Source organism: Bartonella vaga (genome assembly GCF_037070895.1).
Lineage (GTDB): Bacteria > Pseudomonadota > Alphaproteobacteria > Rhizobiales > Rhizobiaceae > Bartonella.
Map to the genome: position 1 here is coordinate 85,620 of NZ_JAYMZK010000005.1, position 22,420 is coordinate 108,039.

Here is a 22,420-nt window from a genome sequence, read left to right on the forward strand (position 1 = left end):
AATAGCGGCATAAGAGCTTAAATTGTGTGGTGGTCGTCTTGATTTAAAAAGTGCGTTTTTATCATTTTAAGACAATTCAGTATAGGGATCTTTTATAAAAAGCTTTTGAAGAATTTCTCTTTCAAGCTTTTCCATTTCAAGAGCTTCGTCATCTGTTTCATGATCGTAACCCAGAAGATGAAGAACACCATGAACAATCATATGTGTCAAATGATCCTTAAATAATTTTCCTTCTTTCTTTGCTTCAAGCATAACAGTTTCTTGTGCAATGATAATATCACCAAGCATAAGTCCAGGTGTCTGTCCCACTTTTAGTGGAAAAGCAGGAAAAGATAGTACGTTTGTGGGTTTGTTTTTATTGCGCCATTGGGCATTAATCTGTGCCATATGTTTATCATCTGTAAAAAGTAGGCTAATTTCGCTTACAACATTTTCCAATGAAAGGTGATGCATTATCATTGTCAATACTTTTTCGGTGATATTATAAAGCATTTGCTCATCATTCCACCCAGGGCTCTCAACAGTTATATCAATAGAAATCATGACAAATTGAATTCACTCTTTTGATGAAGTGCTGGTAGATGGTACCCTTTGAGCTTGTAAACTAGAATCATGATCATAAGCACGAACGATAGCAGCAACAAGGGGGTGGCGCACAACATCTTTTTCATTAAAACGAATGATTGCAATATTTTCTACGTGTGAGAGAACGCGTATAGCTTCAATTAAACCCGACTTTTGTCCGGTAGGTAAATCAATTTGGCTAACATCACCTGTCACAATCATACGTGTTCCTTCTCCAAGACGTGTGAGGAACATTTTCATTTGCATAGGCGTGGCATTTTGTGCCTCATCAAGAATGACAGCTGCATGTGAAAGTGTTCGACCACGCATGAATGCAAGAGGGGCAATTTCTATAATTCCAGAAGCTAAAATGCGCTCTACTTTTTCAATGGGAATCATATCATAGAGGGCGTCATAAAGTGGACGTAAATATGGATCTACTTTTTCTTTGAGATCACCTGGAAGAAAGCCAAGACGCTCCCCAGCTTCAACGGCGGGACGTGAGAGGATGATTCGTTCAATGACGCCGCGTTCTAGGAGCATTGCAGCGTGGGCAACAGCAAGGTATGTTTTCCCTGTTCCTGCTGGCCCTACACTAAAAACAAGTTCACTATGATCCATTGCATGTATATAAGCATCTTGTGTTGGAGTGCGAGCATGGATTGTTTTTTTGTGGGTACTTAACCGTGCGGGGATACATTTTTTTGCAGATTGGGCTGTTGTTGATGTTTCTTGTTGTTCATGTAGCAAACTTGCCATGGCAATCGCTCCTTCTGTATCTGATAAAGTGAGCTCTTTATGTGTTTTTGCGCGTTCATAGAGATGCTGTAATACATATTGCGCACGTTTTACTGCAGCAATATTGCCAAGGATTAAAACTTCATTTCCGCGTGGGTGAATGCTAAGTCCGAGTTTGTGTTCGATATAAACAAGATTTTCGTCGAGTTTACCAAAAACTGCTTTTGCATATTTATTGTTTTCAAAAATTAAAACAATGCGATCAATATCTGATGCGCTTGCTTTTCCCAAGATATCAGTATTTTTAGGGTAAGTTCTCACTTTTTGGGTTGAAGTTTTCAACCTATTCTCCAATATTTGCACAAGTGTTGCATACTTTCTTGAGTATACTTTATAAAAGACAAACGGTTTTTCATAGAGTCCAGGCTTTAGATGTAATCACTTTCTTTAAAAATAAAAAATTTTCTAAAATCTACGTTGCAAATAAGAAGTTAGAAGCATGTCTATACATTTGTCATTTCGCCGACAAAGCTGTTTGAACCTGCACTTTTAATATTAATTGTCATTACGGTGCCCGTAGAGACATCTGTATTTACTACAACAGGTAAAAGCCAAGGTGAACGACCTATCATCTGTCCCGAGTGACGCCCAGCTTTTTCAATGAGAATATCAGTTTTTTGGCCAATTTTAGAACGCAAAAATGCGTTTTGTTGTTCAAGAAGAAGAACTTGTAAATGTTGCAGCCGAGCATCTTTCACAGCATCATCAACGTGATTTGTCATTGTGGCACCAATTGTCCCAGGACGAGGCGAATATTTGAAAGAATAGGCGGAACTGTATTGTACCTGTTGAATAAGTTTAACAGTTTCTTCAAAGTCTTGATCTGTCTCTCCTGGAAAACCTACAATGAAGTCACCTGAAAAAGCGATATCTGGTCGTGCGGTACGAATTTTTTCGATGAGGTGAAGATAATGGATGCTTTTATGTTGGCGGTTCATCGCTTTTAAGATGCGATCCGAGCCTGACTGGACAGGGAGATGCAGATAAGGCATTAATATATCGAGATCTCTGTGGGCGGCAATAAGGCTGTCATCCATATCTCGTGGGTGGCTGGTTGTGTAACGTAGACGCTTTAAACCATCTAGTTTGGCGAGATGATAGAGTAGATCACCAAGACGCCAAGTTTTGCCATTAGTGCTTTGTCCGTGCCAACCATTTACATTTTGTCCAAGGAGTGTAATTTCTTTGACACCAGCTTCAATGAGTTGACGAGCTTCTTCGGTAATTTGCTCAACAGATCGTGACATTTCTGCACCGCGTGTGTAAGGCACAACACAAAAAGTACAAAATTTATCACAGCCTTCTTGTACTGTTAAAAATGCACTAACACCACGTTTTCTTACAGCACGTTTATTGTGAGGCATTAAATAAGCAAATTTATCTTCGACAGCATAGTCTGTTTCGACGATTTTTTCTCCTTGTTTGGCTTTTTCTAACAAGTCTGGCAAACGATGGTACATTTGTGGACCAATGACAAGATCTACCGTTGGAGAGCGGCGTAAGATTTCACTTCCCTCAGCTTGTGCAACGCAACCGGTTACACCAACCATCAACGGCTTATCAGGTGTACGTTCTCCTCGCATTACCCGTAAACGACCAAGATCAGAATAAAGTTTTTCGGCTGCTTTTTCACGGATATGACATGTGTTAACGAGAATAAGGTCAGCATCATTTGGTGTTTCTGTAGTAACATAACCATGTGAACTGAGACTATCGGTCATTCGTTGGCTGTCATAAACATTCATTTGACAACCATAGGTCTTGATAAAAACTTTTTTAGGAGCAGCAGAAGGTTTATTGTTAGGGTTTACTTTATTCATAGCGCTTATCTAAATGTTTTTTACGTAAATCTCAATCTATTTGCTTAAAAGTTTTTTGCATAATGATAGCATCTCCACGGTTATTGGGGGACTGGTAGTAGGCAAGGCGTTTAGAGATTTTTTGAAATTCAAAGCGACGATAAAGGCTTAAAGCAGAAAGATTCGTTTCTTCTACTTCTAGAAATAATTTTATAGCGCGTTCATGATGAAGGTGGCGAAGTGTGTTATCGATAAGCAAATAGCCAATTCCTTGTCGACGAAAATGGGGATGGACAGCAATTGTGATAATTTCTGCTTCATCAAGAATGAGACGGCAAAGGCAAAAGCCTAAAATTTTATTAGGTTGACCAATGAGAGAAGCTTTGTATCCAAAGATAGATTGATCTTGCAGGAAATTATCAAAAGCTTGTTTTTCCCAAGCAGGGACAAAACAATGTTGGTGAATTTTCTGCATAGGAACACTATCAGTTGTTTGTAAAGGAGAAATCCAAAAGTGCTTTTTTTTAAACGAAAATTTAGACATTATTTTTTCGTGGTAAAGCAAAACCGGTTTGTTTTTTTGCATCAGCATTGCGTAAATAAAGTGGATGAGGTGAATCTTGTGGTTGTTTGTTTGCAGCAAGATGAGCGTAAGTTACAATATCAGCTACTTCGCATAGGGTTTTATCTCGTACAATTTTCCTTTTTATCTTACTGTTTTTAATGTGCAGCTCAACGATATTAGCTGCTGGACCGGTTAGTTTCGTTTGTTGTGGTAGATCTTCAATGATATTTTCAATTGTTTTTAAGCTGGGTGCTCCTAGAGGTGTTAGATCTTCATTGAAGTTTTGATAGTAGAACATCTCTCTTCCGGCTTCAATGACAACGGTGATTGCTGATGCAGTATTTTTATTAGTTTTTGTCTGTGCTGCTAATGCTTCAAGTGCACTTATTCCAACAGCTGGTATTTCGAGTGCTAGTGCTAAAGCTCGTGCGGTTGAAACTCCGACTCGTACACCGGTAAATGATCCAGGTCCAACATTGACAGCAATACGATCAATTTGATTAAGAGTAATATTGGCTTGGTCGGTTATTTGTGCAATCTGTCCAATAAGCCTTTCAGCATGTCCTTTATTTATACGTTCGCTGCTACACGCAATGACTGTTTTATGATGAATGAGTGCAGCGGTACAATAAATTGAAGCAGTGTTTATAGCGAGGATGAGCATAAAAATATTTTAGTTGAATAATATGGTAAACAAAAGGCCTTCTATGTTTTTAGGGTTTTTTAATATTCTTAAGAATTGTTATTAATGTCAATAAGAAGCAATATCTCTTTGATTATACGGAAGCTGATCCAATTCTATTATACCATGTTACAATACATGATTAGTAAAAGCAATGTAAAAGGAAAAAACTATAAACTTACATTTATTTTTTCCTAATAAGACCATATATTATAAAAGCTTTATTTTGGCTAGAGAAGGTAAAATAAAAAATATGGCATAATTTTTTTATGAATTATGTATTTTGCACTATATTGCTTAAGAAAATATTTGAAGTTTTACTTAGTTTTATGAAAGAGCTACTCTAATATTGGAACGCATGTGGACTGACTGGATGCTATGTCGAAAAAAGAAAAGTATTTGAAAATACACATTTTACAATGCTACAAGGTTTATATCGGCAAATTTTTATGGTAAGGCTACAAACACTAAGAGTGATGAGTCTGGATTTGATTGAAGTTAAAATGATATACGCATCTTGTTGTGTTTAATGTGTGAATATTAATTCTTAAATATGATACTTCCACTGAAGTTATAGTAAATAATTTAAAGAGATAGCAGATAAAGAAGTTTTAAAAGTTTGTTCTTGCCTGTAAGGCTGCTGCTAAAGTTCCATCATCAAGGTAATCAAGTTCACCACCTACAGGTACTCCATGAGCAAGTCGGGTAACTTTAACTGAAGAATTAGAAAGCTGATCAGTGATGTAGTGAGCTGTTGTCTGTCCTTCAATAGTAGCATTGACAGCTAGAATAATTTCCGTAATAGGATTTTGTACAACGCGTTGTATTAAGGACGCGATGTTAAGTTCATCAGGGCCTATTCCATCTAAGGGAGAGAGTCGCCCTCCCAATACGTGATAACGTGCTGCTAAAGTTTTTGCGCGTTCAAGAGCCCAGAGATCAGCAATATCTTCAACAACAATAATTGTTGTGTTGTCGCGGCGTGGGTCTGTACAAATTGAACAAGGATCAATTGTATCTACATTCCCACAAACCGAACAAATGCAGACTTTATCTACAGCTGCTTGTATTGCAGCTCTTAAAGGTTCAAGCAATGTTTCCTTTTTTTTGATAAGGTGAAGGGCAGCACGCCGAGCTGAACGTGGGCCAAGACCCGGTATACGTGCCAAAATCTGAATAAGACGCTCTATTTCAGGTCCTGCAATGTATTTAGGCATATCATTATCTCAGGGGATTAAATAAAATCTGGTTGACTATAATGGAAGCTTAAAACCTGATGGGAGTGGTAGCCCCAGTGTTATGCTTTTTGTTTTTTCTTCTATAGCTGCTTCAATTTTTGCTCTAGCTTCATTATAAGCTGCCATAATCAGATCTTGAATGATTTCATTTTCTTCAGGTTTGAGTAATGAAGGATCAATTTTAATCGCTGTTATGGTACTTTTTCCACTTAAAGTGATGTTGACAAGACCACCGCCTGCAGAGCCAACGGCTTCCAGATTCGCTATTTCCTTTTGGATTTCCTGCATTTTTTCTTGCATCTCTTTAGCTTTTTTCATCATGTTCATCATTTCACGCATAGGAATGGGTGTCCTTATCCATCATTGATATCGCTATCGTTTTTAAACGTATCAGCATTTTTAAAGGTATTGGGAAGTAAATCAAGATCGTTCTCTTGCTTATTTAGGCGAATATCGACAATTTTTGCTTCTGGGAAATAGTTGAGTATTTTTGCAATATCAGGATCTGCTTCTGCCTTAGAAAAAAGAGTCTTTTGGACAGCTACACTTTCTTCCTCTAGAGTTGGTCCTCCTCCTTCATTGACAAATGTTATAGTCCAATGTTTTTTAGTCCATTGGAAAAGCATTTTTTCTATATCACGAGCAAATGAACGTGGAGCATTTTCAGAGAGTCTCAATGTAATATGCCCAGGTTCAAAAGAAACAGGATGAACAAATTCTTTAACAAAGAATTTGAAAGGAATTTCATTATGTTGCTCGGCTAATTTAACAATATCGTGCAAGGAATCGATAACTATAGTTTTGGGTGCAATAACTTCCTCTGATGTTTGTGTGGGATGATGCGATAAATTTGCAATATTTTCAGGAGGGTTAAAAGATTGAAAAGTGTCAAAAGTTTCTGTTATTTCAGGAGCGTTAGTGCTTTTAACAGTTTGAATTTTTAGTGATTTTTCTGATTGTAAGGAGCAACCTAATTGATTTCTCAAGGATATTTTTAAATCTTGTTTGTTAGGTGATACATTTGAAATCTGCGAGAAAGAATGTTCATATACGGTTGTTTCTGTGGTCGTGTTGTCATTAGCATTTGTGGATTCTTGATGAGAAGAGTTTGGGACAACTGTAGATAATATTTTTTCTTGTGAAAGCTTTTTCAAGGCTTCATCAAGAGTTGGCAGATCAGCAGTATGAGCAAGGCGAATCAATAACATTTCGGCAGCTTGAAGCGGGTGTGTGGTTTGACTAACTTCCTGTATGCCTTTGAGCAGCATTTGCCAGGTTCGTGATAAAACAGGAACGGAAAGTTTTTGTGAAAAGTCTAAACCTCTTAAACGCTCATCTTCAGTTAGTGAAAGATCTTCGGCTACCTCTGGAGTAAAACGTAAACGTGTAACTAGATGATTGAAATCGGCCAATTCTGTCAATATAGTGAGAGGATTAGCGCCTGCATCATATTGGCTGCGTAATTCATGCAATGCATTTACAACGTTACCTTGCATGATGAATTCAAAGAGATCAATAATACGTACTTTATCCGCTAATCCTAACATCGTACGGACTGTCACGGTATTGACGTTACCATGGCTATGAGCAATCGCTTGATCAAAAATTGATAGTGCATCACGTACAGAGCCTTCTGCGGCACGAGCGATCATAGAGAGCGCTTTGTCTTCTACTTCTACGTTTTCATGTGTTGCAATTTGGCGTAAATGCGAACTCAAAACTGCAGACTCAATACGCCGCAGGTCAAAACGCTGGCAACGTGAAAGAATTGTAATCGGAACTTTGCGAATTTCTGTTGTTGCAAAAATAAATTTTACATGCGCTGGTGGTTCTTCAAGTGTTTTCAATAAGCCGTTAAATGCTTGCGTTGATAACATGTGCACTTCATCGATAATATAAATCTTGTAGCGTGCAGAAACAGGACGGTAACGTATTTGTTCAATAATTTCCCGAATATCATCAATACCCGTATGGGAAGCCGCATCCATTTCTATGACATCGATATGGCGTCCTTCAATAATTTGCGCGCAATGTTCACCAAGTGTATTCAAGATAGTCGTTGGTTGATTAATATCCTTTGTTTTGTAGTTAAGTGCACGTGCCAAAATACGCGCTGTGGTAGTTTTACCCACTCCACGAATTCCGGTTAGCATCCATGCTTGCGCAATGCGACCTGCTTCAAAGGCATTAGTGAGGGTACGCACCATAGCTTCTTGACCAATGAGGTCAGAGAAATTTTGAGGACGATATTTACGAGCAAGAACCCGATAGGTTTTTTCTACCGACATATTTCCCATCAATGATTCCAATTTTAAAGCTCTTTATAAGTACATTCTAGTAATATGAGAGTGCGAGCTTAATATTCTAAATATAAAAAGATTTCTTTTCGATCAACCTATTTTTTGAAGGACAGGAAAATTTGCTTAAACATATACCAAACCCTGTACTTAACTAAATGCAAAACACTACTCCGAGAAATAAAGATATTTCACAGAAAAACAACAAAAACATGTTCTTTAAAGTAAATATAGGAGGTTGATACAATGACCCGCACCCGAACTCGTTGGGGCTGCTTCTTTCCAGACCTGACCCGGTTGGCGAGGGGTTCGTCCATCGTCAACCTCCCAAATTCATATTGTCAATTTAAAATGAAAAATCAAGCCAAGAAATGAAAAATCTGGAAATAATGATAAAAATTTTTTCTTTGAGTTTAATCTCTAATGATTGGATGTAGGGAAATGGTCATTGGGTAGGATCTATTTAAAGATTTAGCAGTAAGGATTTTTGTTTGCTGAAATTGGAAAGCTAGGAAGAATGTTGTTGCTGACTGGTGCAATATCATTCACATTTTTACTATATTTGATTTGCGTAAAACTTAGAACATAATTTTAAGTCTTTGAAATAGGGTTCGTTGTGTTTTTCTCTTTGTATTCTACAAGAAGAAATAAACTGGTGTTTTAGCTTTATAAAAACTAGTTTAAGAATTGGTAGAATCTGAGCATTTGAATATAATATAGTCGTTTCATGTATCCTGATAATAATCTAAATTCGTTTTGATTTTATTATGAAGTTTTGTATTTTCTCCTTTGGAATAAATTGTCATGGAGGATCGTTTATCTTCTCAAGGGTTCTCTATTTGTGTTGGCTAAATTCACGTCTGTTATTCTGTAAATTTGCGGAAGCATGTTATTGGAAATAATTTTATGAGTATCCAGTTGGTGGATGCTATCACTCATTAGTTTTTATAAAGGGAAGTTATATAGCTTTGTCCTTTATAAGTTCGCCATTCGAACATTTTTAGCAGGATAAGTGCCAATAATATGCAGTTCAGCAGAGAAGAAATTTAGTTCTTCCAAGGAAAGTTGCATCATAGGCTCTTCGGGGTGTCCTTCAATATCAACAAAAAATCGTGTTGCATTGAAATTTCCGCCAATTTGGTAGCTTTCTAACTTTGTCATATTGATACCATTTGTTGTAAATCCTCCCAGAGCTTTATAGAGTGCAGCTGGGATATTGCGAAATCGAAAAAGAAGGCCTGTAATGATTTTTTCACCATTTTTAGGTTTTGGCACGTGCCATTGAGACCGCGAAAGGATAACAAAATTGGTAATATTATTAGAGCTATCTTCGACATTTTTTCAAGAATATCAAGCCAATAGAGTTTCGCTGCGATTAGAGGTGCTAGTGCTGCTTGTGAACGTTTAGCACTTTTTTTATAGATTTTGCTGCTCCAGCTGTATCTGGGGAAATGACCGGTTTCCAGCCATTATTGCGTATAATTTTGCGGCATTGTGCAAGGTTATGAATATGGCTGTGTACGGTTTCAATTTCTTTATGTGTAACACCGGATAAAACTATCAATTGAAAATGGATAGGTAAAAAATATTCATCAATAATATAAAGGGATGGTTGCGGTAAAAGATGGTGAATATCTGCAACGCGTCCAGCAAACGTATTTTCAATAGGAATCATAGCAAGATCAGCTTTCCCATTTTCCACTAAGTTGAGCACGTCTTCAAAAGTAGCAGAAGGTACGATATCTATATTGGGAAACATATTGCAGCAAGCAATATGGGAATTAGCACCGTATTCTCCTTGAAAAGAGATTTTATTGGTTTTTGCGGTTATGTTCGTGCTAAAATTTTACGTATTCTATCAAGATCATGTTGTGTATCTACCCCTAAGGGAATTGTGTTAACTATTTCTACGTCGATACGCATATTATGCTCTAGTGCGCGTAATTGTTCAAGTTTTTCACGTTTCTCGAGTGGAGAGGGTTTAAGTGTTACAAATTGTTCGAGCGTTTTGCGTCGATAGGCATAGACTCCAATATGGTGATAAAGAGGACCATTTCCATAAGGCGCTTTTGCACGGGTAAAATAAAGAGCGCGAAGACGATTTTGAGAAAGTGGTGTGCCAATAATTTTTACTATATTTGGGTTTATTTTTTCTTCTTCTTCAGCGATTATTGTACCCAAGGTTGCAATATCAGTTAAGTTATTTTCTAGGGGCTGTAAAGCACTAATGATCGCGCTAGGAGTTATCGTTGGGAGGTCACCTTGTACATTCAGAATGGCATTATAGCGTTGTTCAGGATCAATATTTGTTAAAGCTTCATAAATGCGATCAGATCCAGATTTATGATCTTTACTTGTTATAATACATTCATGCCCGTAGGCTCTAACGGCTTTGGCTATATCACTATGATCTGTTGCAACGATAGTACGTCCTAGAGCAGCTTTTTTTGCTCTTTCGGCAACATGAACAACCATCGGCTTTCCAGCGATTTCCGCTAGGGCTTTTTTTGGTAAACGGGTTGAGCCTATACGGGCAGGAATAAAAATAATTGGTTCAATAGCCATCGTAAAATTCCAAACGTCGTGTGCATGATGTGTTTATAATATTGTGTATTATACAGAAAAAGCTTAAACTAAAAGCAGTAATAAAATATCTATGGTTTGAAGTTTATGAATCGTTTGAAAATTGCCTATATCGTTTGCATTTGTCTATTTTTGCTAATTATTTTCGTGGGCGGTTTAGCTATTAGTAGTCTAATTTATGGTGATTTTACGTCGGTTCAACATTCTGATAAAATTGCAGAAAATGCTGTGCTTAAAGAGACACAGCAGGCGTCCACCATGTCTCTGTCATTGGATAGACGTTTGCAACAAGGTGATCTTGAAAATGGGCGTAAAATTTTTCGTCAGTGTGCCATGTGTCATGCTTCTGGACGTAATGATTCTAATCGTGTTGGTCCTGTGCTTTGGGAGGTGGTTAACCGTCCTTTTGCAGCTACAGCGGGGTTTGCTTATTCACGGGTATTGCGCGCAAATTCTGATAGAAAATGGGACTTTGCAACTTTGGATCGTTATCTGCAATCACCGCGTGAAGCATTTCCGGGGACAATTATGTCATTTCGTGGAATAAAAAACGATCAAGATCGCGCTGATCTTTTACTTTATTTACGTAGCTTATCTGATGATCCAGCTCCCTTACCAATGAATAATAAAGAATCTGAGCCAAACTGAGCATACATGGAAGTATAAGAAGAGATTGTGATTGATTTTTATTTGTAATTTGGATTTTCACAGATTTATAATAAAAATAGTTGTTTATGTGTCATTGTAAAATGGACTCGATACAGGTGTATCGGGAGGTAAGAATAAAAAACTCTAGCCTATATTTTCTAGAATTTTTTACTAAGTTAACCAATACTTATTGGGGGCTTTGCCAAATACGATGAGGGATGCTGTAACTTATATGCCTTTGTTTATTAATCTTAGAAGTGATGAGGCAGGCTACCATCAATTTAAACAATTTTTGGATTGGTATTTCTGGATTTGTTGTAATTGCTGGGATTTGTTCGTGAGGTTATATGAGGCGCTTTTGACTCGATAAAGATATTACAACGATACATTTGCTTTCAGTAGGTGATTTTTCGGTTGCACTCCGTCAAACATAAGAAAAAGAAATACAACTCAGCAAGAAGGAGAAACACTTGCACAGGTAGGGAATATAATTTTGGAAAATTGTTAACAGTATTGCTTATTCTAGATTTATTGTCTTTTTAAAAGGTGTTTTATCAACTTTTGAAAATTGTATTAATAATAATGAATTATAAAATTAAAGTCCGATGAACGCTCTTAATTTTTTGTATCGTTTAGAATGCTAAACAGGTTAAGTTTTCAAAATGCATACAGATGTAAAAATCAATTCCTGAGCGCGCGTGTTATTGATTTCTTGACAAGTATAGGAATTTATGAGCCACACAAGCGTTAGGGTTTATTTCCTTATTGATTGTTGTGTGCGCAATAGCAACGTGTAATTATTGTAATGGTGTTTACAATAATTCACGGTTATTTATTGCTGATAAGTCGCAATGGTATGTGGTGTGACTATTTTAAGAACGAATTTTCAAGTTTTTGGTCCAACTTAAAAAATAAAATAATATGTAAATATGCAAACGCAGGTTATTAATCTTTTACGTTGTTTACAACAAAGATATTATTTGGGTTATTTTGTTTACTAGTCATGATGTTAAAGTTGTTAAAGCGTTTGCATATGAAGTAATTGTTATGCGTAATGGAGCAATGGTTGAGAATGAGCTTGCTGATCATATTTTTCTTGTCCCCAATTTTATACGCAAACTTCGATATTTTTTGCATTAGCGTTGGGGGTTGATTGTTTATAGGTAATAATATTAAATTGTGCCGACAATCCATTATAGAGGAGAATTCTTCCCACTAATGGTTCACCAGTGTTTGTGATAAGTTTAATGACTTCCATTGCTTGTAGATTTCCTATCACTCCGGGTAAAACGCCTATGATTCCGATTTCAGCACATGTAGGGATAGTGCCGGAAGCAGGCGGATTTGGGAATAGATCGCGATAGTGGGGATTATTATCTTTATAAGGCATGAGCACAGTCAGTGAGCCGCTAAAGCGTTCTACAGCACCACTTATTAAAGGTTTTTCACATTTGGCAGCATGGTCAGCAAGCAGATAGCGTGTGGCAAAATTATCGCTTCCATCAACAATGATATGGTAGTCCTTGAGAAGTTTATCCACATTACTTTTATTTAAGCGTAGATTATGTTTTTTTACAGTAACATGGGGATTTATAGCTTTGATATTGGCTTCAGCACTATCAGTTTTGCATTGATTAATTGTGTTTGTTTTGTGAATAATTTGGCGTTGTAAATTGGAAAGCGTAACGATATCGTCATCAACAATTCCAAGGGTACCAACACCTGTAGCTGCTAGATAAGTTAGGACAGTAGAACCAAGACCACCTGCGCCAATAACAAGAACGCGTGCAGTTTTGAGCTTCTGTTGTCCTGCACCACCAATTTCAGGCAAAATGATGTGGCGTGTGTAGCGTTCGATTTCTTCTTTACTTAATTTTATATCTGCTTCTTGTATCATAAGTTTTCTCTTGTCATAGTTTCTTTATTGTTTACTAAGTTTATGGCGCACAGACTAGCCCGCTTTCGATTATAGGAAGGTTTTATTCATGAAAATTGCCATTCAGATGGATCATATTTCAACACTTCGGATTCAAGGAGATACGACGTTTGCACTTGCTTTAGCAGCACAAGAACGTGGACACTCTCTTTTCCATTATACACCAGATCGCTTATCTTTGCGTGATGGTTGTGTGATTGTGCGACTAGAGCCATTGACGGTACATGATGAAGAGAGGTGTCATTATAAATTAGGAAAATCTATTCGCACGCGGTTAACGGATATGGATGTGGTTCTTTTACGTCAGGATCCGCCTTTTGATCTCAATTATATCACCACAACTCATTTGTTAGAGCGTGTTCATCCTAAGACGCTTGTTGTGAACGATCCAGCATGGGTACGCAATAGCCCAGAAAAAATTTTTGTGACTGAGTTTGCAGATTTAATGCCAGAAACGTTGATTACGAAAGATATTGAAGAAATAACGGCTTTTAGAGCTATGTTTGGTGACATTATTGTTAAGCCGCTTTATGGCAATGGAGGTGTTGGTGTTTTTCATTTGAAAAAGGAGGATCGCAATTTTGCATCACTGCTGGAAATGTTTGCAGAACTTTATCGAGAACCTTTTATTGTGCAGCGATATTTAGATGCGGTGCGGAAAGGAGATAAAAGGATTATTTTGATTGATGGTAAGCCTGTCGGAGCAATTAATCGGATTTCAGAAGAGACGGATATTCGTTCTAATCTGCATGTTGGAGGTCACGCAGAAAATATTGATTTAACAAAACGTGATTATGAGATTTGCGAACGCATAGGTCCAGCTTTGCAGGAACGTGGGCTTCTTCTTGTGGGAATTGATGTGATTGGAGATTATATAACAGAAATAAATGTGACATCTCCTACTGGAATTCGAGAAATTAAACGTTTTAGTGGCACAGATGTTGCTCAACTTTTCTGGGACGTTGTTGAGTTCAAGTGTTCAAGTTAAATTTACTTGCACAGAGAGTGAAGACCTGTTTTTTAAATTATCAATGTTACTTTATTTTATATTTATTATACTGCATCTATGAACGGGAATTATCGTATGCTATGAACGAGAGGCCTTGGTCTAAACTTTAGGGAGTTTATGGATGAGCAGAGTGTTATCAGTTGTGGTGGGAGCGGTTTTGGCAGCACTGTTGTCCATTAATGTTGGCAATGCGCGTGATCAAATTCAGATTGTAGGCTCGTCTACAGTTTTACCTTATCAAAGAATTGTTGCTGAGATATTTGGAGAAATTTATCCTCATTTTAAGGTTCCAGTGATCGAGTCTGGCGGGACAGGGGCTGGTATTAAGGAGTTTTGTCGTGGCATTGGGGAGAATGCAATTGATATTGTTAGTGCTTCGCGACCAATGAAGATGAGTGAATTGCACTCTTGTTTTGATGCTGGTGTAAAAGATGTTGAAGAAATACGCATTGGGTATGATGGCATTGTGCTTGCAACAGATATAAATAGTCCTGATTGGAAATTGCGTCCAGTGGATGTTTACAGAGCACTGGCTGCTCAGGTTGTTATAAATGGAAAGTTGCAGCCAAATAAAGTTTCAAAATGGAGCACAGTCAATAGCGCTCTTCCTGATTGGGAGATAGAGGCCTATATTCCTGGAGAAAAGCATGGAACGCGTGAGATTTTTGAAGAAAAACTTTTATCTGTAGGGTGTAGGGATAGTGGAGCAATTGAAGTAATGCAAGCTTTGGGGATGGATAATAAAGCGATTAATGCTGCTTGTGTTGTTGTGCGTAAGGATGGAAAGGTCATTGATATTGATGGTGATTATTCTGAAACGTTTGCTCGTCTAGTTTCTAATAGAACAGGGATTGGTGTTTTTGGTTTTTCTTTTTATGAAAATAATGTTGATAGATTAAAGGTTGCAAATGTTAATGGTTTTGCGCCAACCGCTGAAACAATTTCCAGTGGTGAATATCCGGTTTTTCGTCCACTGTTTTTCTACGTTAAAAAAGCACATTTAGGTATTATTCCAGGTTTACGGGAATATGTCGACTTTTTTATTTCTGATCAAATGATTGGCCCAGATAGCCCATTGGCTGAATATGGTTTGATTGTGGCGTCTGAAAAAGAGCGGCAGGTACAGCGTTCTGCTTTTTCCACTGGTACTGTAATGATTTTGAAATAATCCTTTGAATTTGCAATGTAGGGGGTTCTTGTGTTGCTTTTTTGTAAAAGTTGAAAAATAATATGCGTATTTTCTCCATTATTTTTCTATTATTAATTTTTGGTTGTATTGGCTTTTGTATTTCTTATATACGGGCTCGCTATCTTGAATACGCGAAATATAAAATGCATTCTCGCGCGTATTATTATGGCTGGTGGACATTCTTAATAACGGTTATTCCAGCTTTTGTCTTTTTGATTTTTTGGGATTGTGGAAGTGCAGTTTATTTAGATTATAGCGCTTCACGAGAACTCGGAGCATATAGTGCGCGTGTAGCAGAGATTGTTAATCATGACCTTATTTTGGGGACTATTCGCAATCTTGTCAAAGTTATTCATTGCTTTGAGGGAAATCTTGTCAGTGCTTCGTATGAAGAAGTACGGACGCAATTATTATCAAAGGGGATAATTTTACCTAATGAAGTACCAGATGATGTGTTAAGGATAGCACAGTCATGGTATTTTTCTTCTGAAAAGCTGCAGTTTATTGGGTATTGTTTCCTTTTTATAATTGCAATCTTTGGCTTTATCTGTGGGATTATACAGATTACTCCGCATCAACGTGCCCGCAATAAGGTTGAGTATTTGATTGTAGCTGCATTGGTTTGTGCGTCTATAGTTGCGATCTTGACGACAGTCGGTATTGTGCTCTCCATGTTTTTTCAGACGATAAGTTTTTTTCAGTATGTATCCTTTTCAAATTTCTTTTTTGGAACAGTTTGGGATCCACGTTTTTCGGCTGGCGGTTCAGGAAATGAGGTGGGAGAATTTGGTTTAATACCGTTACTCGCCGGCACGCTTTATATTGCGTTTGTCGCAATGTTTTTTGCTGTTCCTATAGGATTATTTTCAGCTCTTTATATGGCTGAGTATGCCTCTGCTCGATTGCGGTCAGTTGTGAAGCCATTGTTGGAAGTCCTTGCCGGTATTCCAACCATTGTTTATGGTTTTTTTGCTTTGAAGATTGTGGGACCATTTTTACGTGATCTTTCTGCTTCTCTCTCTGGTGGTGTTGGTTTTATTATGGCTCAAAGTGTTTTGACAGCTGGAATTGTGATGGGAATTATGTTGATTCCTTTTGTTTCCTCTTTATCAGATGATGTTATTACGGCTGTTCCACGTTTTTTGCGTGAAGGATCTTATGGTTTAGGAGCAACGCAATCTGAAACGATTAAAAAGGTAATTATACCGGCGGCGCTTCCAGGAATTATAGGGGCGATTTTGTTGACAGCTTCACGTGCAGTTGGGGAAACAATGATTGTGGTTCTTGCGGCAGGTGTTGCCCCAAATTTAACCTTTAGTCCATTCGAAGCAATGACTACTATGACGGTTAAGATTGTTAATCAATTGACGGGTGATTTTGAGTTTAATTCTCCACAAACTCTTGTAGCTTTTGCTTTGGGTATGACACTCTTTATTATGACTCTTTTAATGAATATTCTTGCTCTTTCTGTTGTGCGTAAATATCGGGAACAATATGAATGAATGAGGATTTTTTTTCGCATCGACGTAATATTGGTCTGAGACGTCGATATTGGGCTGAACGCCGTTTCCGTGCATATGGTTTGATTGCCATTTTTATTGGTTTGTTTTTTTTGTCTGCTCTTGTCTACTCTGTAATTAGTCAGGGTTATCCAGCTTTTTTTCAAAGTAAAATGACATTATCTGTTTATTTAGATGAAGAGGTGATTGATCCAAGTGGCCAACGTAATACAAATCCACAGATATTAATGACTGCGAATTATCCACTTCTTGTACGTAATGCTTTGTTGAAAAAACTTGGTATTGATCAAAATGATCGGGCGTCTTTGCGAGATGTTAATCGTATGTTTTCAAAAAGTGTACGGATTCAGTTGCGTGAGATGGTGATGAAGAATCCAAAATTGATTGGGACAACACAAAAAATCACAGTTTTAGCGGAAGCTAATATTGATTCCGCCTATAAAGGGCAGATTGATTTGCATGTAGCAGAAAAAAAGCGCAAAATTTCCAATCGCCAAATAAAATGGATGAGGGATTTGGTTCATGACGGTACACTTTATAAAACATTCAATTTCGGTTTTTTTACACTTGGTGCCTCAAGTCGTGCTGAAACTGCGGGGTTAGGCGTTGCAATAGTTGGCTCTTTTTATATGATAGCTATAGTTTTAGCCGTTTCGTTACCACTAGGAGTAGCAACGGCTCTTTATCTTGAAGAATATTCACGTAAAAATAAGTTTACAGATTTTATTGAGGTCAATATCAATAATCTTGCAGCTGTTCCTTCGATTGTTTTTGGTCTTTTAGGGCTTGCTGTTTTTGTTAATTTTTTTGGGTTACCACGTTCAGCGTCTTTCGTTGGTGGACTTGTTTTAGCTCTTATGACGCTGCCAACGATTATTATTGCGACACGCTCTGCTTTGCGAGCTGTTCCTCTTTCTATTCGTGCGGCAGCTTTAGGATTGGGGGCATCGAAAACACAAATGGTATTTCATCATGTTATTCCTTTAGCTGTGCCTGGTATTCTGACTGGTACGATTATTGGTGTGGCTCAGGCATTGGGTGAAACTGCTCCTTTGCTTTTGATTGGAATGGTTGCTTTTGTTGCGAATGTTCCTACTACACCAATGGATCCAGCGACAGCTTTGCCTGTTCAGATTTTTATGTGGGCTGGTGAAGCAGAACGCGCTTTTGTTGAAAAGACTTCGGGTGCTATTATCGTATTAATGATTTTTCTCGCTATCATGAACATTTTTGCTGTTTTTTTACGTCGGCGATTTGAGCGACGCTAGCAATTTTTATAAGACGTTGATTTTTATATTTTTTTATTTTTAAGTAAGGTGAGTTGTTGTAATGAAAATTAAAATGCGTGGTCAGGATGTGAAGGTTTCTTATGGGGGCAAAGAAGCGCTTCATGGTGTTACTCTTGATATTCCTGAACATCAAGTTACAGCTTTGATAGGCCCTTCAGGTTGCGGAAAATCTACTTTTCTGCGTTGCTTTAATCGTATGAATGATATGATAGAAGGTGCTAAAATAACGGGCCTTATTACTTTAGATGGAGAAAATATTTATGACCCGCGGATTGATGTTGTAGAATTGCGTGCTCGTGTTGGGATGGTTTTTCAAAAGCCAAGTCCTTTTCCAAAATCTATATTTGAAAATGTTGCCTATGGACCACGCATTCACGGTTTAGTCAAATCGCGTACAGAATTGCATGATGTGGTTGAAAAGAGTTTGAGGCAGGCGGGTTTATTTGAAGAAGTAAAAGACCGTCTTCATGAGGCAGGAACAAGTTTATCAGGAGGACAGCAACAACGCTTGTGTATTGCGCGCGCTATTGCGATAAGTCCCGAAGTTATTTTGATGGATGAACCTTGTTCGGCTCTTGATCCAATTGCAACAGCACGTATCGAAGAACTTATTGATGCATTGCGGAAAAATTATACTATTGTTATTGTTACGCACTCCATGCAACAAGCTGCGCGTGTTTCTCAATATACGGCTATGTTTCATTTGGGGCATTTGGTGGAAGTTGCTACGACTGAAATGATCTTCACCTCACCAAGAGAACAGCGTACGCAGGATTATATTACAGGGCGTTTTGGCTAGGCAAATTGAGGAGTATTAAGGTATGTCTCTGAACCATACTGTTCGTTCTTATGATGCAGAACTAAAATATTTGAAAGCAAGAATTACAGAAATGGGTTGTCATGCAGAAAAAATGATTGAACGTTCTGTAGCGTCAATTGTATGTAGCGATCTTCAGCTTGCGACGAAAGTTATAGCGGATGATTTGGTTTTAGATGAAACAGAACGTGATATTGATGAGAAAGCGATTACCATTATTTGTAAACGTCAACCTATGGCTGTTGATCTTCGTGAAATTGTTGGTGCCATTCGGATTTCTTCTAATCTTGAGCGGATTGGGGATATGGCTAAAAACATTGCTAAACGGACGGTTATTATTTCAAAAACACGTCAATCTGCAGCTTTTTATCATGGGTTTGAAAAAATTACAGCTTTAGCAATAAATCAGTTAAAAGAGGTACTAAATGCTTACACCGATCGTTTATTGGATAGTGTTGATGCGGTACGCGAGCGTGATGGTGAAATTGATGCTCTGTATACTTCTCTTTTTCGTGAGCTTTTGACTTATATGATGGAAGATACGGACAATATTACAGTTTGTACGCACTTACTTTTTTGTTTAAAAAATATTGAAAGAATTGGTGATCATGTCACCAATATTGCTGAAATGCTGCATTATATCATAACGGGTTACCATATGTCTTCTGATCGTCCTCGCGATGATCTTACTTATAAAGTTGGGGTAAGTAAGAAGGAAATAGATTAAAGTTCTCTTCTTGTATATAAGATATAATCGTTAAAGGTAAAACAATTGAGCACTTTCTTGTAGTATGGTTGTACTATGGAATATGATAGGCGTAATGGTCAAGTGCATAGAAGTGATGGAGAGACTTTTCAAGGTAATATAGCGGATCTTTAGTTCTTAATTTAATATATTTGGGTATTGGGTGATATCACCGTTTATATTTTAGTAAGAAGGTAAGTTTCCTTTTACCTATTTTAGAAGATTTGCATACAACGTGATGTTCATGTTGATTTTTTAAATATTGATGTAAGAAGTTTTAGTTGTGTAGGTTTTTCGTATTGAGAATCACTTGAGGTGTTTTATTACGGTTGCGGTTGAAGTATGAGGGTTGATATTGTGTGGTTAAATTTTGCCATTAATAATGAAAATATTTATCTGTAAGTTAAGAGTTTTTTATTTTATTTTGTATAAGTATACTTTAGTTACTGCTTATACCAAAATTTTACTAAGTGGTGACACTTAATCGTGTACGCTCTTTGAAGGTGCATTAAAATTCTTTGATTTTGTGAATACTTCAAAGGTATAAAAATTTGTTGTGTAAGATGAAAAAAAATTGCTGGACTGTTTTGGTTGCTTGTTGTTTAGCGCCGTTGGTTATTGCGGGATGTACTTCAAATCATTTTGGTGCTGGAAAAGTGAATGATAAGGAGAGACCAAAAACAGTAATGTATCCATTAACAGAGCGTCAGTGCCTTATGCGTGCAATGTATTTTGAATCGAATCGTACAAGCCGTGAAGGAATGATTGCAGTTGGGACAGTTGTTATGAATCGTGTTAATTCAACGGTCTATCCAAAAACGATTTGTGGTGTTGTTGGTCAGTATAAACAGTTTGCTCCCGGTGTTTTAACGCGTCCTATGGCTGAGCCGGCATCTGTGGATCGTGCTAGAGAGGCAGCTGATGCTGTTTTACACGGTGAACGGGATAAAAAACTTAAAAACGCTAAGTTTTTTCATACCGCAGGTTTATCTTTTCCCTATAAAAATATGCACTATGTTCGTGTTGCAGGAGGGAATGCTTTTTATGAAAAACGTTCACGTGATGGATCACTTCAGGTTCCTACTAATGATCGTCCTTATAATGTTGCGTATGCTTTTGCTCAAGAGCGCTTTAGTAATGCACCGAGTTTTATGGATGAAAGTATAATAAGTGAAGAAATTAAAGCAGAAGAAAAACGAAGTATATCTTCTTCAATAAAAGTAGCACAAGAGAACGAGGCACATACTGCGTCTTTTTTTGTAGTACAGCTTGATAAAGTTCCTATTCCTGCATATGCACCTAATCGTCAAGATGAGGAAGAAGAAAGCAAATTAATTATGGCTCATGCTGTGCCCTCATCATATCAGTTAAGAACAATTGTTGCAGTATTAGAAAAGCAATACAGAAGTCGATAGTTTTTTATAACGAAAGAAAGATATTGCTAGTGTACTCTGATATTCCTGAGATAATTTCGCCTGCAATGCTGAACCGTCTTGCAGAAGTTGCAGTAAAAGTCGGGTTGAATTTACAAGAAGGGCAGGATCTTGTTTTGACTGCTCCAGTTTCGGCATTACCTTTTGTTCGGCGTGTTGTATATCATGCTTATAAGCTTGGTGCTGGTGTAGTAGTACCACTTTTCAGTGATGATATGTTATCGCTTATTCGTTTTGAAAATGCACATGCTGCTAGTTTTAATTGTGCACCTTCTTGGCTATATGCGGGGATGGCGAAAGCGTTTGAAAATGGAGCTGCGCGTTTAGCTATAGTTGGGGATAATCCTTCGCTGCTCTCTAATCAAGATTTTGATAAGGTCGCGCGTTTAAATAAGGCTACTTCAATAGCTTATCAGCCAGCTCTCAAAGAAATATCAAATTTTGCTATAAATTGGTCGATTGTTGCTTATCCAACAGCCGGATGGGCTGAGACTATGTTTCCTTCTTTGCCACTTAATAAGGCAATTAAGAAGTTAGCTGACGCAATCTTTTCTGCTTCACGTGTTACAGAAGAGGATCCAGTGTATGCGTGGACTGTGCATAATACGACTTTGAAAAAACGGTCATCTTGGCTTAATGAGAAGCGTTTTTCTTCTTTGCATTTTAAAGGATTTGGAACCGATTTACTAGTTGGTTTGGCGGATGATCATGAATGGCATGGGGGTGCATCCACTGCTAAAAATGGTGTTGTCTGCAATCCCAATATTCCGACAGAAGAAGTATTCACCACTCCTCATGCTTATAAGGTTGAAGGTTTTGTTAGTTCTACGAAGCCTCTTTCTTATCAAGGGACACTAATTGATAATATTGAGGTGCGATTTGAAGCGGGACGTATTGTTGATGCACGTGCTTCGAAGGGGCATGAAGTTTTGCAAAAGATTTTGCAAAGTGATGAAGGTGCGAGTCGATTAGGCGAAGTTGCTCTTGTTCCACATTCTTCACCGATTTCTAGGAGTAATCTTCTTTTTTATAATACGTTATTTGATGAGAATGCTTCATGTCATATTGCATTAGGACAGTGTTATTCGAAGTGTTTTTTAGGTGGATCTACATTAACTGCAGAGGAAATTGCAGCGCGTGGTGGCAATAAAAGTGTGATTCATATTGATTGGATGATTGGATCAGGAGATCTCGATATAGATGGCATTATGCAGGATGGTATGAGAGTTCCCGTATTTCGCAAGGGTGAGTGGGCTTAATATTATTGTTTTTTTATGGTATTGTTGGAAAAGCGCGTAGTGATTAGAA

At 37.6% G+C, this 22,420-nt stretch carries 19 protein-coding genes, 1 other RNA gene and 1 pseudogene; 9 read left to right on the plus strand and 12 right to left on the minus strand.

Features of this window, described 5'->3' with window-relative positions:
• Positions 1-66: 66 nt before the first annotated feature.
• The 11 genes and pseudogenes from ybeY to WCP76_RS04580 all read right to left on the minus strand — a co-directional run bounded on the left by ybeY (position 67) and on the right by WCP76_RS04580 (position 10,508).
• Positions 67-543 carry an rRNA maturation RNase YbeY gene (gene ybeY / locus WCP76_RS04530; RefSeq protein WP_336294491.1) on the minus strand — a complete coding sequence of 159 codons (477 nt, stop codon included), beginning with the start codon at positions 541-543 and terminating at the stop codon, positions 67-69.
• Positions 544-555: 12 nt separating this feature from the next.
• Entirely contained in the window at positions 556-1,644 is a 1,089-nt protein-coding gene (locus WCP76_RS04535; protein ID WP_336294492.1) for a PhoH family protein, read from the minus strand.
• Positions 1,645-1,805: 161 nt separating this feature from the next.
• A complete protein-coding gene (gene miaB, locus WCP76_RS04540; protein ID WP_336294493.1) occupies positions 1,806-3,182 on the minus strand; it encodes a tRNA (N6-isopentenyl adenosine(37)-C2)-methylthiotransferase MiaB in 1,377 nt (458 codons plus the stop codon).
• Between the two features lie 31 nt (positions 3,183-3,213).
• Positions 3,214-3,705 carry a ribosomal protein S18-alanine N-acetyltransferase gene (gene rimI / locus WCP76_RS04545; protein ID WP_336294494.1) on the minus strand — a complete coding sequence of 164 codons (492 nt, stop codon included), beginning with the start codon at positions 3,703-3,705 and terminating at the stop codon, positions 3,214-3,216.
• Complete coding sequence (gene tsaB, locus WCP76_RS04550) at positions 3,698-4,390, minus strand: tRNA (adenosine(37)-N6)-threonylcarbamoyltransferase complex dimerization subunit type 1 TsaB (protein ID WP_336294495.1); 693 nt, start codon at positions 4,388-4,390, stop codon at positions 3,698-3,700. The genes rimI and tsaB overlap by 8 nt, the downstream gene beginning before the upstream one ends.
• A gap of 629 nt (positions 4,391-5,019) precedes the next feature.
• The gene (gene recR, locus WCP76_RS04555; protein ID WP_336294496.1) at positions 5,020-5,625 is read right to left on the minus strand and encodes a recombination mediator RecR; all 606 of its coding nucleotides are present in this window, start codon (positions 5,623-5,625) and stop codon (positions 5,020-5,022) included.
• Between the two features lie 36 nt (positions 5,626-5,661).
• Entirely contained in the window at positions 5,662-5,985 is a 324-nt protein-coding gene (locus WCP76_RS04560; RefSeq protein ID WP_336294497.1) for a YbaB/EbfC family nucleoid-associated protein, read from the minus strand.
• Between the two features lie 14 nt (positions 5,986-5,999).
• A complete protein-coding gene (locus WCP76_RS04565; RefSeq protein ID WP_336294498.1) occupies positions 6,000-7,943 on the minus strand; it encodes a DNA polymerase III subunit gamma/tau in 1,944 nt (647 codons plus the stop codon).
• 230 nt (positions 7,944-8,173) lie between these two features.
• Positions 8,174-8,271: signal recognition particle sRNA small type (gene ffs / locus WCP76_RS04570), an RNA gene on the minus strand.
• A 647-nt stretch (positions 8,272-8,918) separates the two neighbouring features.
• Positions 8,919-9,774, minus strand: a pseudogene (locus WCP76_RS04575) (prephenate dehydratase).
• Positions 9,771-10,508 (minus strand): 3-deoxy-manno-octulosonate cytidylyltransferase, encoded by a 738-nt coding sequence (locus tag WCP76_RS04580; RefSeq protein WP_336294499.1) that lies wholly within the window; start codon positions 10,506-10,508, stop codon positions 9,771-9,773. The pseudogene WCP76_RS04575 and the gene WCP76_RS04580 overlap by 4 nt, the downstream one beginning before the upstream one ends.
• 105 nt (positions 10,509-10,613) lie before the next feature.
• Here WCP76_RS04580 and WCP76_RS04585 point away from each other — a divergent pair, with 105 nt between their 5' ends.
• Positions 10,614-11,174: a c-type cytochrome gene (locus WCP76_RS04585; protein WP_336294500.1), complete on the plus strand. Its 561-nt coding sequence runs from the start codon at positions 10,614-10,616 to the stop codon at positions 11,172-11,174.
• A gap of 1,108 nt (positions 11,175-12,282) precedes the next feature.
• Here WCP76_RS04585 and WCP76_RS04590 read toward each other — a convergent pair.
• A complete protein-coding gene (locus WCP76_RS04590; protein ID WP_336294501.1) occupies positions 12,283-13,071 on the minus strand; it encodes a molybdopterin-synthase adenylyltransferase MoeB in 789 nt (262 codons plus the stop codon).
• Between the two features lie 88 nt (positions 13,072-13,159).
• Between WCP76_RS04590 and gshB the strand changes: the two genes are divergently transcribed.
• From gshB to WCP76_RS04630, 8 genes are all read left to right on the plus strand, one after another.
• Positions 13,160-14,098: a glutathione synthase gene (gshB, locus tag WCP76_RS04595; protein ID WP_336294502.1), complete on the plus strand. Its 939-nt coding sequence runs from the start codon at positions 13,160-13,162 to the stop codon at positions 14,096-14,098.
• A gap of 142 nt (positions 14,099-14,240) precedes the next feature.
• Entirely contained in the window at positions 14,241-15,287 is a 1,047-nt protein-coding gene (locus tag WCP76_RS04600) for a substrate-binding domain-containing protein (RefSeq protein WP_336294503.1), read from the plus strand.
• Between the two features lie 62 nt (positions 15,288-15,349).
• Positions 15,350-16,810 (plus strand): phosphate ABC transporter permease subunit PstC, encoded by a 1,461-nt coding sequence (gene pstC, locus WCP76_RS04605; RefSeq protein ID WP_336294504.1) that lies wholly within the window; start codon positions 15,350-15,352, stop codon positions 16,808-16,810.
• Positions 16,807-18,096, plus strand: a complete 1,290-nt coding sequence (gene pstA / locus WCP76_RS04610) for a phosphate ABC transporter permease PstA (protein WP_336294505.1) — start codon at positions 16,807-16,809, stop codon at positions 18,094-18,096. The genes pstC and pstA overlap by 4 nt, the downstream gene beginning before the upstream one ends.
• 61 nt (positions 18,097-18,157) lie before the next feature.
• Entirely contained in the window at positions 18,158-18,916 is a 759-nt protein-coding gene (gene pstB / locus WCP76_RS04615) for a phosphate ABC transporter ATP-binding protein PstB (RefSeq protein WP_336294506.1), read from the plus strand.
• A 22-nt stretch (positions 18,917-18,938) separates the two neighbouring features.
• Positions 18,939-19,661, plus strand: a complete 723-nt coding sequence (gene phoU / locus WCP76_RS04620; protein ID WP_336294507.1) for a phosphate signaling complex protein PhoU — start codon at positions 18,939-18,941, stop codon at positions 19,659-19,661.
• Between the two features lie 581 nt (positions 19,662-20,242).
• The gene (locus tag WCP76_RS04625) at positions 20,243-21,094 is read left to right on the plus strand and encodes a cell wall hydrolase (RefSeq protein ID WP_336294508.1); all 852 of its coding nucleotides are present in this window, start codon (positions 20,243-20,245) and stop codon (positions 21,092-21,094) included.
• Positions 21,095-21,123: 29 nt separating this feature from the next.
• A complete protein-coding gene (locus WCP76_RS04630) occupies positions 21,124-22,371 on the plus strand; it encodes an aminopeptidase (RefSeq protein ID WP_336294509.1) in 1,248 nt (415 codons plus the stop codon).
• Positions 22,372-22,420 lie beyond the last annotated feature (49 nt).

Coding starts and splice junctions, on each gene's coding strand:
- tsaB (WP_336294495.1), bottom strand. CDS start 4,390: ATGCTCATCCTCGCTATAAACACTGCTTCAATTTATTGTACCGCTGCA.
- pstC (WP_336294504.1), top strand. CDS start 15,350: ATGCGTATTTTCTCCATTATTTTTCTATTATTAATTTTTGGTTGTATT.
- pstB (WP_336294506.1), top strand. CDS start 18,158: ATGAAAATTAAAATGCGTGGTCAGGATGTGAAGGTTTCTTATGGGGGC.
- WCP76_RS04565 (WP_336294498.1), bottom strand. CDS start 7,943: ATGGGAAATATGTCGGTAGAAAAAACCTATCGGGTTCTTGCTCGTAAA.
- gshB (WP_336294502.1), top strand. CDS start 13,160: ATGAAAATTGCCATTCAGATGGATCATATTTCAACACTTCGGATTCAA.
- WCP76_RS04580 (WP_336294499.1), bottom strand. CDS start 10,508: ATGGCTATTGAACCAATTATTTTTATTCCTGCCCGTATAGGCTCAACC.
- WCP76_RS04600 (WP_336294503.1), top strand. CDS start 14,241: ATGAGCAGAGTGTTATCAGTTGTGGTGGGAGCGGTTTTGGCAGCACTG.
- recR (WP_336294496.1), bottom strand. CDS start 5,625: ATGCCTAAATACATTGCAGGACCTGAAATAGAGCGTCTTATTCAGATT.
- pstA (WP_336294505.1), top strand. CDS start 16,807: ATGAATGAGGATTTTTTTTCGCATCGACGTAATATTGGTCTGAGACGT.
- rimI (WP_336294494.1), bottom strand. CDS start 3,705: ATGTCTAAATTTTCGTTTAAAAAAAAGCACTTTTGGATTTCTCCTTTA.
- WCP76_RS04585 (WP_336294500.1), top strand. CDS start 10,614: ATGAATCGTTTGAAAATTGCCTATATCGTTTGCATTTGTCTATTTTTG.
- miaB (WP_336294493.1), bottom strand. CDS start 3,182: ATGAATAAAGTAAACCCTAACAATAAACCTTCTGCTGCTCCTAAAAAA.
- ybeY (WP_336294491.1), bottom strand. CDS start 543: ATGATTTCTATTGATATAACTGTTGAGAGCCCTGGGTGGAATGATGAG.
- WCP76_RS04590 (WP_336294501.1), bottom strand. CDS start 13,071: ATGATACAAGAAGCAGATATAAAATTAAGTAAAGAAGAAATCGAACGC.
- phoU (WP_336294507.1), top strand. CDS start 18,939: ATGTCTCTGAACCATACTGTTCGTTCTTATGATGCAGAACTAAAATAT.
- WCP76_RS04625 (WP_336294508.1), top strand. CDS start 20,243: ATGAAAAAAAATTGCTGGACTGTTTTGGTTGCTTGTTGTTTAGCGCCG.
- WCP76_RS04560 (WP_336294497.1), bottom strand. CDS start 5,985: ATGCGTGAAATGATGAACATGATGAAAAAAGCTAAAGAGATGCAAGAA.